23 protein-coding genes are annotated in these 14,071 nt (G+C 57.7%); 18 read left to right on the top strand and 5 right to left on the bottom strand.

Annotated features, from left to right (window positions below):
- The first annotated feature begins 6 nt into the window (after positions 1 to 6).
- From EN845_RS01265 to EN845_RS35260, 9 genes are all read left to right on the top strand, one after another.
- A complete protein-coding gene (locus EN845_RS01265) occupies positions 7 to 1,617 on the top strand; it encodes a hypothetical protein (protein ID WP_135897762.1) in 1,611 nt (536 codons plus the stop codon).
- Positions 1,618 to 1,636: 19 nt separating this feature from the next.
- Positions 1,637 to 3,079, top strand: coding sequence for a hypothetical protein (locus EN845_RS01260; RefSeq protein WP_127869475.1), 1,443 nt, complete (start codon positions 1,637 to 1,639; stop codon positions 3,077 to 3,079).
- Positions 3,076 to 3,486, top strand: coding sequence for a hypothetical protein (locus EN845_RS35950; protein WP_245511611.1), 411 nt, complete (start codon positions 3,076 to 3,078; stop codon positions 3,484 to 3,486). The genes EN845_RS01260 and EN845_RS35950 overlap by 4 nt, the downstream gene beginning before the upstream one ends.
- Before the next feature lie 813 nt (positions 3,487 to 4,299).
- A complete protein-coding gene (locus tag EN845_RS01250; protein WP_127869474.1) occupies positions 4,300 to 4,527 on the top strand; it encodes a hypothetical protein in 228 nt (75 codons plus the stop codon).
- The gene (locus EN845_RS01245) at positions 4,508 to 5,101 is read left to right on the top strand and encodes a lysozyme (protein WP_127869473.1); all 594 of its coding nucleotides are present in this window, start codon (positions 4,508 to 4,510) and stop codon (positions 5,099 to 5,101) included. The genes EN845_RS01250 and EN845_RS01245 overlap by 20 nt, the downstream gene beginning before the upstream one ends.
- Positions 5,098 to 5,424: a hypothetical protein gene (locus EN845_RS01240; RefSeq protein ID WP_127869472.1), complete on the top strand. Its 327-nt coding sequence runs from the start codon at positions 5,098 to 5,100 to the stop codon at positions 5,422 to 5,424. Before EN845_RS01245 ends, EN845_RS01240 begins: the two co-directional genes overlap by 4 nt.
- Positions 5,421 to 5,795, top strand: a complete 375-nt coding sequence (locus tag EN845_RS01235) for a hypothetical protein (protein WP_127869471.1) — start codon at positions 5,421 to 5,423, stop codon at positions 5,793 to 5,795. Before EN845_RS01240 ends, EN845_RS01235 begins: the two co-directional genes overlap by 4 nt.
- Positions 5,716 to 6,006, top strand: a complete 291-nt coding sequence (locus EN845_RS35945) for a dehydrogenase (RefSeq protein ID WP_245511610.1) — start codon at positions 5,716 to 5,718, stop codon at positions 6,004 to 6,006. The genes EN845_RS01235 and EN845_RS35945 overlap by 80 nt, the downstream gene beginning before the upstream one ends.
- The gene (locus EN845_RS35260; RefSeq protein WP_167531222.1) at positions 6,003 to 6,176 is read left to right on the top strand and encodes a hypothetical protein; all 174 of its coding nucleotides are present in this window, start codon (positions 6,003 to 6,005) and stop codon (positions 6,174 to 6,176) included. Before EN845_RS35945 ends, EN845_RS35260 begins: the two co-directional genes overlap by 4 nt.
- A 662-nt stretch (positions 6,177 to 6,838) precedes the next feature.
- Here the strand turns inward: EN845_RS35260 and EN845_RS01225 are convergent.
- Positions 6,839 to 7,270, bottom strand: coding sequence for a hypothetical protein (locus tag EN845_RS01225; protein ID WP_127869470.1), 432 nt, complete (start codon positions 7,268 to 7,270; stop codon positions 6,839 to 6,841).
- A gap of 129 nt (positions 7,271 to 7,399) precedes the next feature.
- On the opposite strand from EN845_RS01225, the gene EN845_RS01220 reads away from it, so the two are divergent.
- From EN845_RS01220 to EN845_RS01190, 7 genes are all read left to right on the top strand, one after another.
- Complete coding sequence (locus EN845_RS01220) at positions 7,400 to 8,263, top strand: ATP-dependent DNA ligase (protein ID WP_127869469.1); 864 nt, start codon at positions 7,400 to 7,402, stop codon at positions 8,261 to 8,263.
- A gap of 60 nt (positions 8,264 to 8,323) precedes the next feature.
- Positions 8,324 to 8,530 carry a hypothetical protein gene (locus EN845_RS01215; protein WP_127869468.1) on the top strand — a complete coding sequence of 69 codons (207 nt, stop codon included), beginning with the start codon at positions 8,324 to 8,326 and terminating at the stop codon, positions 8,528 to 8,530.
- A gap of 263 nt (positions 8,531 to 8,793) precedes the next feature.
- Complete coding sequence (locus EN845_RS01205) at positions 8,794 to 9,018, top strand: DUF768 domain-containing protein (RefSeq protein WP_127869467.1); 225 nt, start codon at positions 8,794 to 8,796, stop codon at positions 9,016 to 9,018.
- A gap of 138 nt (positions 9,019 to 9,156) precedes the next feature.
- Positions 9,157 to 9,450 carry a hypothetical protein gene (locus EN845_RS01200; RefSeq protein WP_127869466.1) on the top strand — a complete coding sequence of 98 codons (294 nt, stop codon included), beginning with the start codon at positions 9,157 to 9,159 and terminating at the stop codon, positions 9,448 to 9,450.
- A gap of 112 nt (positions 9,451 to 9,562) precedes the next feature.
- Positions 9,563 to 9,709 (top strand): hypothetical protein, encoded by a 147-nt coding sequence (locus EN845_RS35255; protein WP_167531223.1) that lies wholly within the window; start codon positions 9,563 to 9,565, stop codon positions 9,707 to 9,709.
- Between the two features lie 127 nt (positions 9,710 to 9,836).
- Complete coding sequence (locus EN845_RS01195) at positions 9,837 to 10,112, top strand: hypothetical protein (RefSeq protein ID WP_127869465.1); 276 nt, start codon at positions 9,837 to 9,839, stop codon at positions 10,110 to 10,112.
- Between the two features lie 60 nt (positions 10,113 to 10,172).
- The gene (locus tag EN845_RS01190; protein WP_127869464.1) at positions 10,173 to 10,892 is read left to right on the top strand and encodes an SOS response-associated peptidase; all 720 of its coding nucleotides are present in this window, start codon (positions 10,173 to 10,175) and stop codon (positions 10,890 to 10,892) included.
- A 288-nt stretch (positions 10,893 to 11,180) separates the two neighbouring features.
- Here EN845_RS01190 and EN845_RS01185 read toward each other — a convergent pair whose 3' ends face one another.
- Positions 11,181 to 11,369: a hypothetical protein gene (locus EN845_RS01185; RefSeq protein WP_127869463.1), complete on the bottom strand. Its 189-nt coding sequence runs from the start codon at positions 11,367 to 11,369 to the stop codon at positions 11,181 to 11,183.
- Between the two features lie 59 nt (positions 11,370 to 11,428).
- Here EN845_RS01185 and EN845_RS01180 point away from each other — a divergent pair, with 59 nt between their 5' ends.
- Together EN845_RS01180 and EN845_RS01175 are read left to right on the top strand one after the other, a co-directional pair.
- Positions 11,429 to 11,722 carry a hypothetical protein gene (locus tag EN845_RS01180; protein ID WP_127869462.1) on the top strand — a complete coding sequence of 98 codons (294 nt, stop codon included), beginning with the start codon at positions 11,429 to 11,431 and terminating at the stop codon, positions 11,720 to 11,722.
- The gene (locus EN845_RS01175) at positions 11,719 to 12,087 is read left to right on the top strand and encodes a hypothetical protein (RefSeq protein ID WP_135906789.1); all 369 of its coding nucleotides are present in this window, start codon (positions 11,719 to 11,721) and stop codon (positions 12,085 to 12,087) included. The genes EN845_RS01180 and EN845_RS01175 overlap by 4 nt, the downstream gene beginning before the upstream one ends.
- Before the next feature lie 117 nt (positions 12,088 to 12,204).
- On the opposite strand, the gene EN845_RS01170 is transcribed toward EN845_RS01175, so the two are convergent.
- The 3 genes from EN845_RS01170 to EN845_RS01155 form a co-directional block, all read right to left on the bottom strand.
- Positions 12,205 to 12,414 carry a hypothetical protein gene (locus EN845_RS01170; protein WP_127869460.1) on the bottom strand — a complete coding sequence of 70 codons (210 nt, stop codon included), beginning with the start codon at positions 12,412 to 12,414 and terminating at the stop codon, positions 12,205 to 12,207.
- Positions 12,415 to 12,749: 335 nt separating this feature from the next.
- On the bottom strand, positions 12,750 to 13,190 hold the full coding sequence (locus tag EN845_RS01160; RefSeq protein WP_245511609.1) for a MucR family transcriptional regulator: 441 nt from the start codon (positions 13,188 to 13,190) through the stop codon (positions 12,750 to 12,752).
- A gap of 86 nt (positions 13,191 to 13,276) precedes the next feature.
- A complete protein-coding gene (locus EN845_RS01155; protein WP_127869457.1) occupies positions 13,277 to 13,978 on the bottom strand; it encodes a hypothetical protein in 702 nt (233 codons plus the stop codon).
- Positions 13,979 to 14,071: the final 93 nt, after the last annotated feature.

The following is a 14,071-nucleotide window of genomic DNA, read 5'->3' as shown; positions in this document are numbered from 1 at the left end:
GCAGCAATGCCAAACTTAGCAATCGGACGGCGCTCAGGAGTACCGTTCGCCAAGATCATGAAGAGCAATCTTGATGATCCGATGACGACTGCGAATACAGATACCGGGAAATTCTACTTCAATTCGGAGATCCAGAAGGTCGGGTATATCAAGGATATTTTCGCGGTTGATGCTGACTTCACCACGTATCCTGCGTCTGGCGGAACTGTCTCGTCTCCGAATAATTATTATGTTCCCTCTGGCTCGAACCAGAACACATGCCAAATATACATAGGATGTTGGCAATCTGGCGGCTCTAATTTCCAGCAGTGGTTTTTCTATCAGGAGTATTTTGCCGCTCAATATGGGTTTACATTCTACCCCCTCGTTGAGTCGCGTCCCTGTATAAATTTCACCACTAACAATTTCCGCGGGCCTTTTATCAACATATCCGGCAACGGGTCTTCGAACGGAACGATATTTTCCTATACGAGCGCCAACTCCAGAACGAGACTTGTTCGGTTCAGCGGCTCAAGCGGCCCGTCCGGACGAAATAGACCAGCGCTGATCATCCCAAATGTCACATTTGGTCTAACGGACAACAGCGCCGCTTCGCCCGCCTACAAGCGGTGCCTCATAACCGTATTCGACCTGCCGATGCACTCAGAGGCAATCCCCGACAACTCTACCACGCCTTCTTCAGGGCAAGAGGTGGTCCGCTTCGACAAGGTATCGCCTGGTATTGCGCGTGTCGCGCTCGCCGGGAGGACTGTGGCTGACACGGACGCGAGCCACTATATTCTGCATGAGAACCGAATACCGGCCAAGGTCATGGCGAGCGGCACGATCACGGTGGGGGCTTTCGCGACAGCGACGATCACCACTCGCCTGCCAATGACCAATCTGACCTACATGGACTATATCTGCAAAAAGACGAGCGAGAGCACATTCTGGCACCCGCCGTTTATTGGCAGCTACAGCGCGCACGCTAACGACTTCACCTACACTATGTCTGGCACGACGCTGACCATCGTCAGCAATTGCGATGTGTCGATCGACATCATCTACGTCGTCTATGCAGACTCCGGTGAGGCGCCAACTACTGGCGGGAAGAAAATCCTGTTGAAGGGCAATGACGGCATCAGCGACTACGTTCAGGTGAAGCGGCCCGGCTCCTCTGAGTTGGGGCCGAACCTAAACGACATCATGCTCGATACGCGCTTAACGTACCTGCCGATATTGGCCGAAGGGTTTCTTAACTGGTCGAGCGACTTTCCGACCGTCCTTTCCGGCAGCGACCTGTTCAAGGGTGTTCGCTCGGCCAACATCACAGTGCCAAATCCTCAAGGGCTTCTGCTCTTCCCAAAGGTTGGGGCGGTCTACAATCTGCCAACCAATACCGCCGCCTTCGGCGAGCCTTCGGCTGTGTGGGGCGAGCATGGTGTGTTCGTCAACAACGCGACATGGGCAGGGAAAAGCACAGGATGGTCGACGTGGGCAAATGTCCTTTCGTCAACCAGCGTCGATATCTTCGCATCGAACAACAATCCGGACGGAATCCAGCCGACTGCGGCTTTCTTCGACAGTCAGCTTAAGGGCGCCCGATACTACATCTTCGGCGTGCCGCAGAGCTTGTAACCACCCGCAAGGAACATAAATGAGCACCTACAAAACCGGCACGGTTTCCGTGACGAATGGCAGCGCTACGGTTACGGGCAGCGGCACGGCTTGGTCGGTCGCGCTTGTGGCTGGCGGCATGTTCTCGAGCGCCGGCATTGCCGTGCCGATTGCTTCGGTGGGCAGCGACACGTCCATTACGCTTGACTATCCATGGCCAGGCACCACGGCAAGCGGTGCGGCTTATTCGATCGCTCTGGAGAACTCGTCCGCGGCTAGCGTTGTCAATCTGCAGGCCACGCTATCGCGCGTACTGGTGACTTTGTCGCTGGCCGGAATCACGCCCAACTCATCTGGCAGCCTTACCGATCGCGCTGCGCTTACGCTGACGATGGCCGATAAGGGCTATCTATTCCTGCGCGCCGAGATCGGCGTTGCGTTCGCATTCTATCGCTGGACGGGCACGGCTTGGGATGGGCCGTTTGCGGTCGGTACGGGCGTTGTAGGTGGCGGCGTCAACTCGGTTGTCGCCGGGGATGGCGTTGCGGTTGACGCGACTAACCCTGCAATTCCGGTCATTTCGATTAATCTCGCTGGTCAGGCGCAAGGTGATATCCTCTATCGCGGTTCGGCAGCGTGGCAGCGGCTAGCCAAAGGAACAGCGTTGCAGACGCTTCGGCAGAACAGCGCGCTTACGGCACCGGAATGGGCGGCGTCGCGGGAAGTGCTGTCGGCAACACGCACCTATTACGTTCGTACGGACGGAAACGACGCAAACACAGGGCTTGTCAATAGTGCGGGCGGCGCATTTCTGACAATTCAAAAGGCCATCAACGTCGTCGCGGCGCTTGATCTTTCGATCTACTCGGTTGTCATACAAGTTGGCAACGGCACTTATACCGGGAATGTTGGCGTATTTTCATCTTGGGTCGGCTCCGGCAGCGTTACATTGCAAGGTGATATCGTTACGCCAAGCAATGTCGTTCTAAGCGTGACTTCCACAAACGCAATACAGGTTAGCAACGGTGGCCGTCTGCTTTTGGGTGGCTTCAAGATACAAACAACAACCTCCGGCGTTGGTATCTTCATTCCGGGCGGATCGGTGACGATCATCGGAAAAATGGAATATGGCGCTTGCGCACAGCCTCATATTCAATTGGGAACCGGTGGTTCATTCATAAACAGTGGAAAGAACTACACGATCAGCGGAAGCGCGTCGTCGCATATTTTCTTGGACGCGCTTTCGTATGCGCAAATTGTTTCTTCAACAATAACATTGACCGGAACGCCAGCGTTTTCGGCTGGTTTCGTGTCTTGTTCTGATAGTTTCATTCAATGCAACGCAAATACGTTTGTCGGCAGCGGGACTGGTCCTAGATATAGTGCAACAGTCAACGGCGCTATTCAAACGTTCGGCAGCGGCGCAACGTATCTTCCGGGCAACGCGGCTGGATCAATCGCGACACAAGGGCAATACATATGATGGCTTTCCCGCGTGATTGGTTTTGGTTTGTTGGCGGTGATGAAACCCGCGCGTGGTCGAGTGCTGCTGCGGCTTATGTCGACGCGATACCGGAGGATGCCGGAGTAACCCACATTGTAAGCGAAGACGAACTTACCGACGTCTTGGCAGTCTACGGATTGCCAGGACCAACGGTGCGCATTCCCGAGTCTGTTTCGGCCAGGCAATTCAAACTGCAGTTGCTAGCCGCAGGGCTGCTGGAGCAGGTGGAGGCGTTTGTGGCTTCGCAAGGCGACGATGTGCAGATCGCCTATGACAACAGTGGTACCTTCGTCAGGACAGAGCCGATGATGGCCTCTGGCTTTGCAGCGCTGGGTTTCACTCCTGAGCAGGTTGACGCGTTTTTTTCAGTCGCTGCAAAACTGTAGCGCCCCGATAGCACCACCAAAAATTTGTGATTTAAAATTTATGGTGTTGCGAAAATCGCACCGTGTAACCAAAGTGGTTCCACCTGAACGGAAGCGGGAGGTAGCGCTAAACCACCTCCCGCCCTCCGGGGAGCCAACTGGCACATTGGGTTTGCGGCCGTTTCTCTTGGCTGAGGACGCCGCAAACCCTAGCCAGTGCCGCTAATCTACAGGCAATCAGCGCCCGCCGCCTGCCAAGGCTGGCTTTTCCCACAAGGTTTTTGTTCCCTGTGTGTTCCGGCATTGCCGCAACGTCAGGCGCCCTGCCATTGCCGCTACGTCACGCAGCGATTGGGCGGAACATCAGGCGCCTCTAAAGCTTTCTTTTGGCGGCAGGGCGGTGTCACCTGCCGAACATCGGCTTCAGCCTGATCGGCCCGCGTGCACGCCAACGCACGCGGGCTTTTTCTGCACTGCCTTCGAAAGAGTTGGCCGGCGCTCATTGGGCGGGGGGGCTTGGGTTTAAATGAGCGCCGGCCGGGCGGTTCGCTCGGATCCGCCGCGGGGCAACACGTAAATGAGTCGCTGCTAAAGAGAGATGGTGCGATCACGTAATGGTTGCCAATTGAGCGCGGCTCGGCCCTGTCAACCTGGTGCTCTGTTGCCCAACAAGTCGGGTGGCAAAACCAAGCCGCCAGCCAGCATCGCGTCGGTTGGCCATCGAGTGCAATTTACAAAAATGTAAAGAACCGGCTCGTCTCGATGGGACAGCAAAACGACTGACGCGCGTTTTTCGTGGCGGCAGCGAAACTGTAACAAAACCCCAAGGACAAAATGCGCCTCATCCCCGACGTCGAGCGGGTGCTTAAACGCGCCTGGTCGCTGCGGCTCATTGAGCTAGCGGCGGCTGTAGACATCATCCTGAACGTCGTTCCGTACATGGATTTCCTGCCGTGGTGGCTCACGCTTGCGCTGCTTGGCGGCGCTTGGACGGCGCGGCTTTTAACGCAATTCGAGAAAGACGCAGCCAAGGAGGCAGACGATGCCGATAAACAAAATTAGGCCCAGCAAGCGGGCCATTGCGGCTATTGCTGCTGCGGCGGTCGCCGCGGGCGCTGCGCTTATGCCGTCGAGCCCGCCACCCGCCGTTACGCTCGCCGTTAACTCGCTGATTATCCCTTGGGAGGGCCTTGTGCTTCATTCTCATTGGGATCGATACGCCGAGATTTACGACATCTGCTACGGCGAGACGCAGATTGATGGCAAGCCGGTAAAGGCCGGCATGACGCGCACGAAAGAGCAATGTCACGACATGCTTATGAGGCGCGTGGTTGCGGACTACTACAAGCCGCTTACACGCTGCATTGCAGGCTACGCCAGCCTGCCGGTCAGCCTGCAGGCGTCGCTGCTGTCGGGCGCCTACAACTTCGGCGTAGGCGCGGCGTGTAAGTCGCGGGCGGCCAAGTTCGCGACCGCCAAGCAATACCGGCAAGCCTGTGAAGCGCAGACCGCGTTCAACAAGGCGGGTGGCCACACCGTACAGGGCTTAGTTCTTCGCCGCGAGATGGGCGACGCACAGCGCATCGGCGAGGCCGAGCTTTGTGTTAGCGGGTTGCCGCAGGTGGGTGGCGCATGAACACGCTGAAAATCAGTTTTGACGGCGCGTCAGCAAGTGACTTGCCATCATCGCTTTCCGAGGCGGCCGAGTGTTTTCTTGAGTTCGGCTACGCTCTTGTCGACTTCCTTGAGTCCGGCAAGGAGTTTTTTCTTCTCAAGCACGATCGTGGTTCCGCATCCGGCACAAACGAAATCGTCGTGAGACTTGATCCAAGCGATAGTCTTGTTGGTCTTGTGACTGCATTTCGGGCAAGGAATACCGATTTCGGCTTTCTCGAACATTTTCACCTCCCATCCTCCGATCCTCAATTCAGCACAAGTATTGAGGTAGAGCAATCATGAGTCTCCTAGACACGCTCACAGGTGGCTACGCCAGCCTCATCAAGTACGGCCTGATAGCTGCGGTGATCGTCGGCGCGTTTGGCTACACCTACCATTTGGGCAGCGCGCACAGCACCGCCATCTGGTCCGCGAAATACGACAAGCGCGAAGCCGAAGTCAAAGCGGCGACCGCAGCCGAGATTTCCCGCCAGGCGCAAGCCAACGCGCAGGCCAAAGCGAATGAGTCCAAGCGCCTGGACGAACTCGAGGCCGCAAACCAAGCCCTAGAAGCCCACATCAAGGAATTGTCAGATGCAGCGAACGCTGACCCTGATCGCGATCGCGTTTGCCTGTCTGACGGCAGCGGGTTGCGTATCGACTCGGTCCATTAGTGAACCGCCAACGCTAAGCGATCCGGATAGGTCGCTGCTGATTTCCTGTCTTGGTCCGGTGCGCCTGCCGAAGGGTGAGTTGAAGCAAGGTGACGTCGAGCGGCTGTGGATATCTGATCGCAAGGCGCTCATTCAGTGCGGCGGCAGACACAAGGCGCTGCGCGATTTCTATCATGACCGCGATGCGGCTTTGCGGGGTGGCAAGAAGTGATCAACGACCCCGTCATACAAGAGCGCATAACCACCGGCATTGCCGCAGCGGCCACGACAAACGTTCTCTGGCTTCCATACATTCAGGACGGCGCGTCCCTCACGCTGACGTTCCTCGGCATCGTATGGCTGGCCGTGCAAATCTATTACAAAGTGTGGCGCGGCAAGTAGCCCGCTCGTTTTCGCCCCTCGTGCTTCGGCATGAGGGGCTTTTTTGCTGGAACCAAACCGCTGCTATGAAATTCACCATATGCTCAGTCCCCTCAACTGAGCAGACCAACAAGGCCCGTCACTGCTTCCTCAGTGGCGGGCTTTTCCTAGTTCGAATAGCTCGGGGTTCCAACGCCTCGGGTTATGCCCCTGATTCATCCCTGGGGCGCCCGTCGCTGCCGTGAATGGGGCGGCGGGCTAATAGGGGCGGATCATACAGGCATACCAGACTTGCCGCTGCCGGAAGGTAGCGGGCTTTTTTGTTCTTTAGCCCGTGCTACAATGCCGATCTGCAACGAGACGGGCGTCGCATGCGGCTTTTACTGTTTTCAATGGTAGTGCTGCTGTTCATGGCCAGTGGCTTCTGGCTGGCGGCCGAGCTGGTGATCTCTGGCGCAGGCGGTTGACAAGAATTGTCGACGTAATGCAGTTTCTACGCCGAGGGTAAAGCGAGGAGCACCACTATGAAGAGAGCCTATGAGAAGCCAGCGCTGATGAAGCGCGAGCGCCTGTCGGTTGTGACAGCCGCCGTGACCCTATCGTTTACACCGCCGCCTCCGCCGGCTTGAGTTCTGCCTTATGTTCCATAAAGCCCGCTTGCCCTGACCGGCAGGCGGGCTTTTCTATTTTGGTCGAGGGAAACTGAGGATTGTCGCGGGCTCTGTCTCCAGTGGCTCATGGCCAGGAACTTCATGCCACATGACTTGGCGCAAATCGCGCTGATCGACCTTCTGCCCGCAGCTCGGGCAATTGTAGAAATGGTCCTCGTCGCGGGGGAAGCCGCCTCCGTGCATTGTGCCGGCGATTGGCAGGCCAAGGTCTGACAACTTCGTCGATCCAGAGAGGTCTGGACGCTGGTCAGGTCCGACCAAGCTGTACTCATATACGGCGGCCCGATCCTCATCGACCACGCGAAACCAATGATCCTGAAGTGCCCTTGCCGACACAGGTTGACCGGCCAGTATCTCGGCGGCCTTTATCGGATCGTCCTCCAAGACCACGCCAGCTGACACCACCGCGCCGCCGTAAATCTCTTCCACCACGTACTTCGTCATCGGGCGCCTCCGCAGATGCAGGCAACGTGGTTTGTCCCGCTTTGTTGCATGGCGCACGGATGGGAGTTTGGAGTTTTGGAACCATTTTAGATAAAGCTAATTGAATCGCGGTTTTGCCGAGTCCTGTGCATGCGTTTGACGTTCATCCGGCCAATGGAGCCCGAGCTTTACGATGACCCTCCCAAGGGAGACGAGTGGATTCACGAAATCAAGTTCGACGGCTACCGTACCCAGGCTATTAAGGATGAAGACGGCATCCGGTTCTACACCAAGCGAGGTTTCGACTGGACCGGGAGATACCGGTTCCTCGCTGAAGAGGCCGCCGGCATCGAGGCGGACACCTTCATCTTCGAGGGCGAAACCATCATGATCAACGAAGCCGGCCTTTCCGACTTCCATGCCTTGCAAGCGGCGGTCAGTGGTCGGCGGCCATCGCCCGACCTATATCTGGTCGGCTTCGACCTTCTCCACCTCAATGGCCATGATCTGCGTTCGATGCCTCTGCAGGACCGCCGCGAGATTCTTCAAGGCATGCTCCCGGAAGGGGGACGCATTCAATTCAGCGAGGCGATGCCAGGCACTGGTGACGCCGTCTTCCACCTGGTCGACAAGGCCAACCTTGAGGGGATGGTGTCGAAGCGACGGGATAGTACCTATCGGAGCGGGCCGACCAATCAGTGGCGCAAGATCAAGTGTTTCGAAGAGAAGGACATGGAGATCATCGGCGTGCAGCGTGAACCGGGCAACGCGGCGCAAGTGCTGATGGCAGACGCCGGCCGCTACAAGGGTGGCGCCAATGTCGCGTTCAAAGCAGACAAGCGGAAGGCACTCTGGGACCGCGTCCAGGGCAAGGTCGGCGGCCCGGTGCCGAAGGGCCAAAAAAGGGACAAGGCCGAATGGCTGAAGCCTGGCCTTGTCGGCCGGGTGAAAACCTTGAAGGGCGAGGAAGGGCTTCGCCACGCCAAGTTGCTGGATTTCTGGGAAGATAGCTGAGGCTTGCCTTTAGCGGGCGCTGTGGTTTTTATTCCGGATTTCGTTTCGTTGAGGTAGGCTATGCCGATCCGACATAAGGCTCAAGAAGCCGGTCACTTTGATCCATCCGAAGTCGAACTGCTCGGGCGGGTTTTCGACCAACTCAAGTCGGATCTTCCGCCTGACGCGCGCGACGCGCTCGCATCCCGAATCATCGCGAACTACATGGCCGGAGTGAGCGACGAAGCCGAACTGGTGGCGCTATCCAGGCAGCCTCTCGGCCGCTAGGGGGTAGCGATGGCTGTAGCAAAAAAGGATCAGGAGCGCGCGAATTACGCCTGGATGTACGGGGCGCAGGCGCGCAAGGACGGCAAGGAACGTACGGTGCCCGACTCTGGCAGGAGCATGCCGATGCCTGGCTACAGGGCTTCGACGGCGTGCCGATCGGCAGCGAGGTCAGGCCGGTTGCCGCGACCGTGGAAGCTGAGGCGGATGAGGCCGCCGTCGCCAACCCGGAAGGAACCTAAGCGCCGCCCTAAAATTGTCGCAGCATGAGCACGCGCGGCCTCAACTTCCTGCATCGATGGATCCAGAACAACGTTCCGGAAACCGCGAGGGCGGACGCGGTCTCGATACACGACCTAACTCACAAGCTATTTGCCGACGCGAAGGCCGTCGGCATCCGGCGCGACGAGATCGACGATGAGGTGGAAAGCCTGTATCGGACCCTGGTGGACTGGATAGCGCACTTCCATGATCCCGGAGTGCCGGAATGAGTGCGCGGCCGCTTCGATAAGCGCGGGCAGTGCGTCATTTGATAGGTAGTGTCTCAGTTTGAAATTTAGCCGTTGCAGGATCGGGTTTAAACCCCAAACGTTGAAGCCCTATGCTTACGCAAAGCACAGGGAAATTTGATGAAGGCGCATGAAGCATTGATAGCCTGGAGCGGATGGGATGACGAATCCCCTATGCGCGGCGAAGTTGCCGTTGGCCGCATTGTTGGCGAAGGCCAGGTAGCCTGGACTGACGGATATTCTAACAAGGGCGGCGCGGTGTTGGTACAGGCTCGCCGCAAGATGCGCGGGGCACAAAGCCTCACTGGCGTTTTCAGGGACTTTCATTATCTGGTGGTTGACGAACGCCTAGACCCGGAAGCGGTACACAAGGCGTTCCTCGCCATCGATGAATATGCGGAGCTATTCGGATAAATGCCCACCGGACCTAAAGGCCGGGCAAGCACGGACCATATAAGAAGCGCGCAGCCTAAGCCGGAACCGGGCTTCCGGGAGGACGTTGAGCCCAATGGGAGCCACACTCGACATGAGCGCCGATGCTATCAACCGGGCCGAAAAACTGCGGGCTGAAAACGAGAAAATCCGCGCCAAGGTCAAGGCTGAAGCCGACCGCGCCCGGAGACTCGTTGAGGAAGTTACCGAGGTTCTTCAGCAGTCCAGAAATTCAAACTGAGACACTACCATTTGATAACGACACAATGAGTCTCAAGGCATAAAGCTGGAAGATCGGCGGGAATTGCCACGGGCTCCGCCGACTGTGAGCGACTATCGCGCTTCCGCCCCAAGCCGGAGGAGCTGCGATGTTTCGCGCTACCAATCCTGACGCATATCAACCTGAAGAAATCGACCTCCTGCAACGGGTATTCGATCGGCTTTGCACCGCAGCAAACATCCACCGAGACTCAATTTTGGCGGAACTGTTAGCGGCAGCGCTCATCCAACTGTATCAAGCGGGCGTGACGGACCAGGTCTCCCTATCGGACAAAGGTCGCGAGTACCTGGCAATGACGACTGCGCATCCCACGTTTCGAATGCGCGGCGCGATCGGCGAGACTGATCCAACCGGGGCACCTTGACTCGTTCGTACTCCGTTCCCATTTTGGCCTTCCCTAACGGCAACGATTGAGCATGCCCTAATGTGCGGACGCGTTTTCGTAAAGACGACAATCCCCGACATGGTTCGTCGGTTTGAATTCGCCCATGCCGGCGAGGTCGAGCGACTGGGCAACAGCTTTCCGCTCTGGAACGGCGCGCCCAGTCTGGCCTATCCGATCATCGTCCGCGAAGAGTTGTCGACCAGCATGGCCGGCTTCGTCTCGGCGCGGTGGGGCCTTGTGCCCGGCTGGGCTCGCGACGGTGGTGGTCGACCGCCGCCTGTCAACGCGCGCTGCGAGACAATCGCCAGCAATGGTCTGTTTCGCAAAGCCTATGCCGCGCGGCGCTGCCTAGTACCGGTCGATGGCTACTTCGAATGGCAGAAGCTCGATGCATCGGGCAAGAAGAAGCAGCCCTATGCCATCGCGATGAAGTCTGGAGAGCCCTTTGCCATGGCTGGCATCTGGGAAGAGTACGCCGACAAGGCCGCCGGCGAGTTGATCCGGACCTTCGCGATCGCCACCTGTGAGCCGAACGACCTCATGGCCACGATCCATGACCGCATGCCGGTGATCCTGGCGCCGGCGGATTATATGCGCTGGCTCGGACCGGAACCTGATCCGCGCGACCTGATGAAGCCATTTCCGTCCGATTTGATGAAGATGTGGCCGATCAACAGCAAGGTCGGTTCGCCGCGGAACAACACGCCCGACATCATCGACGAGATTGGCTTGGGGCCTACTGATCTGTTTGACGTATAATTTCAGGGCTTTGCAGACCGCTGCCGCCACACATCGGGCATCTGATCGTCGAACCTTTGCACCCGGGTCGGTGCACCCCCTGCGGGCAACACGTGCCGTTTGAACTCAGCCATTTTACGCATTGAAAAACCTTGCCGGCACCGAGACATTGCCGGCATCGGAACTTCCTAAATTCTGCCAAGTACCACCTGCCCACCTACTTGAGACGGCAAAAACGCGAGGGGCAGAAAATAGTTTCACCAGCTAAACCACGTTCGAGATATTGCTGGCCGTGAGGTGCGTCTCCCTTCAGAGATAACGCTCACCGTCATCCCTGTGCTCGAAACAGAACCAATGCGGCTCTAGGCGAGGCCGGGCAAAGCCGAAGCCTCCGTGCTTCACACAGCCTGCGTGCTCACACATGTGGCCCAGCGCTCCGGCGCGCTCTCGCGGCGCCGGCGTCATGCCGTCGGCGAGCTTGGCAGGTTCGTCACTCATGCGGGATAGATTCCACATGACGGCTTGACGAGCAAGGAATTTGTTCCTTTTCTGTTCTCATGGCGCATGATCCGATCGACACGCTGGGCAAGGCGACCCGGCACAACATGCTTGTGAAGGCGGAATGCAGTTGCGGCAATGTCCGATACTGCCGTTCAGCCGATCTCATGATGGTCTATGGCGGCGGCGTCGACCCGTTGAAGCTGAAATTCGACTGCAGCCGGTGCAAACCGCAGGTGAAGATCACGCTCCTCGAGCTCCACCCCGAGCATCTTCCCAAGAGGCTGGTGATTCACAAGCCTATGAAGGTCGGCGGCAAAATCACCTGGTACACCGAGAGGTTCCGGGGGTGACCGATCGCTTCACCGTCCGCTTGGCCTATCAGCGCGGCTGGCAGGTCGTGGATGGCAGCGCCATCGCGCACACGTTCGAAACGAAGGAAGACGCGTTCCAAAGCCTTGTTGACCGTGGCGCGCGAGTCCACCTCTCTTGGAGACGGACCGTCATCGCCGGGGCCTCGGTGCCATATGACTTTTCGGCCGAGTTTCAGAGCAAGTATGCAGGCCGCATCAAGAAAGAGATGCATGGCCCATCTGCTGGCAAGTGGTTCTGGTTTCAAGGCTCTTCGCGCGGGGAGGTCGCGACCAAAGACGATGCCATTTTTCAAGTCGAGCGAGCGTATACGTGCCTTGTGGTGAAGGCCGACCATCCGAAGTAAGTGCGCCCAGAAAGCGCCCAGATAACCCTGCAGGCACCCATCCCGGCACCCACCCATAAGGCGCAGCCGGGGGTATCCTCAAGCGCTGCTGCGGCCTCGAAGGAAGCAATACCGTCGTCAATCGCCGCGTGGTCTGGCTCTTGGTGCTGGCAAGCTATCGCACGGATTTGCGGCCAATCTGGCGGCTCCCGGATCTCTTAGCCACAGCGATTTCCTCCTTCTTTCAAGTGTCTCATTGAGGCTGGCATCGACGCCCGATCGGCCTTTCGTCGCGGCGATCAAATAGTCGGCCTTGTTCGTTCGATAGTCTTCTTTCTGGGCAAACATTGGTTTTCCTCCCGATCCGCAGCCTTTCTCCTCCACCGGTACGGACGGAGACACTAGATGCCGATGCACCATGGGAGTCTACAAATTGGGGATTGTATTAAAATGGCACACTTGGCGCGCGCGTTCGGGCGGGTCGACTATGCTTGCTGGAAACGGCCGCTAGTCCCAATCCTGATCAAGTGTAGCGGGACGACGATTCCAGCTTCTAACGGCGTTCAATTCGTCGATGCAGACCGGGCCGGATGCGCCGCAGTCTTCGCATCTCATCACCGTTCGCCCTTCTGCCACGTGTGGGATCACGTCAGAGCTTGTGCAAAACGGGCAGGGCTCCGCCGTCACTGTGCCGAGCGCCTTTTGCCGCCCTTCGCCGGTTTTGCCGCGGGCTTCCGCCCGAGCCCAGTCGATTTCGCCAACGCCGAACGCTGGGCTGCATAGTTGGGCGCAACCATCGGATAGTCCGCCTTCAAACCCCACTTCTCGCGATATTCTTCCGGGGTAAGGCCATAGTGTACGCCGAGATGGCGCTTCAACGACTTGAATTTCTTCCCGTCTTCGAGGCAGATGATGTAGTCGGGAAATACCGAACGCTTCGGATTTACTGCAGGATCTTGCTTGGGCTGCTCCGGCACGGTCGGTTGGCCTACACCCGACAACGATGCATGGATCGAGGCGATGAGGTCGGGCAACCCTGAAACGGGGAGGGGATTGTTGCCAACATAGGCAGAGACGATGTCTGCAGTCAGGGTGATCAGTTCATCGATGTTTTCGTCGGCCAAAGTAGTTTGCTCCTGTGTCTTATCACCCCCCCGCAATCGCTTGTAGTGCAAGGTTGCTGACTCGCCAATGACGAGCCGACCGCTCATCAATCCGTCGATCGCGTTGCAAGTTCATCGAGGGCTTGATTGATGCGTCCACGCAACAGCCTCCGCGCCTCCCACAGATCCATGGGGTTCGGCGGCGGAGGGTTCTTCGTGTCATGGTGACGATGGAACCAGTTCGCAGTCCGGCTAAAGCGAGTCATTTGCCCCTTTTTCGCAAATCCCGCCTGCTCAAGACACTCCATCGCTTTATAGAGGTCGAACCAGCCAGGCTCGCCAGCGCAATAGTTCAACGCATGCGTCAACAGCTCGTTTTTTCTCGATGCGGCATATCGGCTTTGTGCGGCAGTCGGCGCTGGCGGTGGGACGACGACGTTTCCTTCCTTGTTTCGAACAATTACGTTGAATTCGGCCGAGGGTCCGCCAAAAGAAAAGTGTGCTGTTTCAGTCCGCATCATCATATGGCGGATCAGTTTGCCGCCGCGCATTTCGGCAGCGCCATCCGGCTCAACAGCAGACTTTTCCATTATGGCTGCGACGACTCCATTCAAGGTGCGGACTATGCCCTCGCCGACGTTGTAGGTGTCCTTGAGTGTAGAGAGATCGTCCAATTCTTTAGTCTTGAGGACGAGCAATTGGTCGCCCGAATCATGAGACATAAGTTCGACGTGAGGATCGAAGGGGGGCTTGAACATCTTCAGCCAATTGTATTGGTCTGACTCGTTCGCCTTAAGTACCAACCACATCGATCGGGTCCGACTCTTTCCTCGCTCGCGCGAACGGTCTTCGATCGGTGGACGGGACGCAAGTATGCTTTGTCCCGGAGCCGAGACAGTGCA

This window comes from Mesorhizobium sp. M8A.F.Ca.ET.202.01.1.1, from assembly GCF_004791595.1.
In the GTDB taxonomy this organism is placed as follows: domain Bacteria; phylum Pseudomonadota; class Alphaproteobacteria; order Rhizobiales; family Rhizobiaceae; genus Mesorhizobium.
Note: the sequence above shows the minus strand (reverse complement) of the source record. Positions and strands in the feature narration are given on the sequence as shown.

What these genes read in the sequence shown, in the direction of transcription:
- EN845_RS01190 (WP_127869464.1), top strand. Translation starts at nt 10,173, where the DNA reads ATGTGCGGACGCGTTTTCGTAAAGACGACAATCCCCGACATGGTTCGT.
- EN845_RS01185 (WP_127869463.1), bottom strand. Translation starts at nt 11,369, where the DNA reads ATGAGTGACGAACCTGCCAAGCTCGCCGACGGCATGACGCCGGCGCCG.
- EN845_RS01240 (WP_127869472.1), top strand. Translation starts at nt 5,098, where the DNA reads ATGAACACGCTGAAAATCAGTTTTGACGGCGCGTCAGCAAGTGACTTG.
- EN845_RS01220 (WP_127869469.1), top strand. Translation starts at nt 7,400, where the DNA reads ATGCGTTTGACGTTCATCCGGCCAATGGAGCCCGAGCTTTACGATGAC.
- EN845_RS35945 (WP_245511610.1), top strand. Translation starts at nt 5,716, where the DNA reads ATGCAGCGAACGCTGACCCTGATCGCGATCGCGTTTGCCTGTCTGACG.
- EN845_RS01155 (WP_127869457.1), bottom strand. Translation starts at nt 13,978, where the DNA reads ATGTGGTTGGTACTTAAGGCGAACGAGTCAGACCAATACAATTGGCTG.
- EN845_RS01195 (WP_127869465.1), top strand. Translation starts at nt 9,837, where the DNA reads ATGTTTCGCGCTACCAATCCTGACGCATATCAACCTGAAGAAATCGAC.
- EN845_RS01260 (WP_127869475.1), top strand. Translation starts at nt 1,637, where the DNA reads ATGAGCACCTACAAAACCGGCACGGTTTCCGTGACGAATGGCAGCGCT.
- EN845_RS01200 (WP_127869466.1), top strand. Translation starts at nt 9,157, where the DNA reads ATGAAGGCGCATGAAGCATTGATAGCCTGGAGCGGATGGGATGACGAA.
- EN845_RS01225 (WP_127869470.1), bottom strand. Translation starts at nt 7,270, where the DNA reads ATGACGAAGTACGTGGTGGAAGAGATTTACGGCGGCGCGGTGGTGTCA.
- EN845_RS01205 (WP_127869467.1), top strand. Translation starts at nt 8,794, where the DNA reads ATGAGCACGCGCGGCCTCAACTTCCTGCATCGATGGATCCAGAACAAC.
- EN845_RS01170 (WP_127869460.1), bottom strand. Translation starts at nt 12,414, where the DNA reads ATGTTTGCCCAGAAAGAAGACTATCGAACGAACAAGGCCGACTATTTG.
- EN845_RS01250 (WP_127869474.1), top strand. Translation starts at nt 4,300, where the DNA reads ATGCGCCTCATCCCCGACGTCGAGCGGGTGCTTAAACGCGCCTGGTCG.
- EN845_RS35255 (WP_167531223.1), top strand. Translation starts at nt 9,563, where the DNA reads ATGAGCGCCGATGCTATCAACCGGGCCGAAAAACTGCGGGCTGAAAAC.
- EN845_RS01245 (WP_127869473.1), top strand. Translation starts at nt 4,508, where the DNA reads ATGCCGATAAACAAAATTAGGCCCAGCAAGCGGGCCATTGCGGCTATT.
- EN845_RS35950 (WP_245511611.1), top strand. Translation starts at nt 3,076, where the DNA reads ATGATGGCTTTCCCGCGTGATTGGTTTTGGTTTGTTGGCGGTGATGAA.
- EN845_RS01180 (WP_127869462.1), top strand. Translation starts at nt 11,429, where the DNA reads ATGGCGCATGATCCGATCGACACGCTGGGCAAGGCGACCCGGCACAAC.
- EN845_RS01215 (WP_127869468.1), top strand. Translation starts at nt 8,324, where the DNA reads ATGCCGATCCGACATAAGGCTCAAGAAGCCGGTCACTTTGATCCATCC.
- EN845_RS01265 (WP_135897762.1), top strand. Translation starts at nt 7, where the DNA reads ATGCCAAACTTAGCAATCGGACGGCGCTCAGGAGTACCGTTCGCCAAG.
- EN845_RS01235 (WP_127869471.1), top strand. Translation starts at nt 5,421, where the DNA reads ATGAGTCTCCTAGACACGCTCACAGGTGGCTACGCCAGCCTCATCAAG.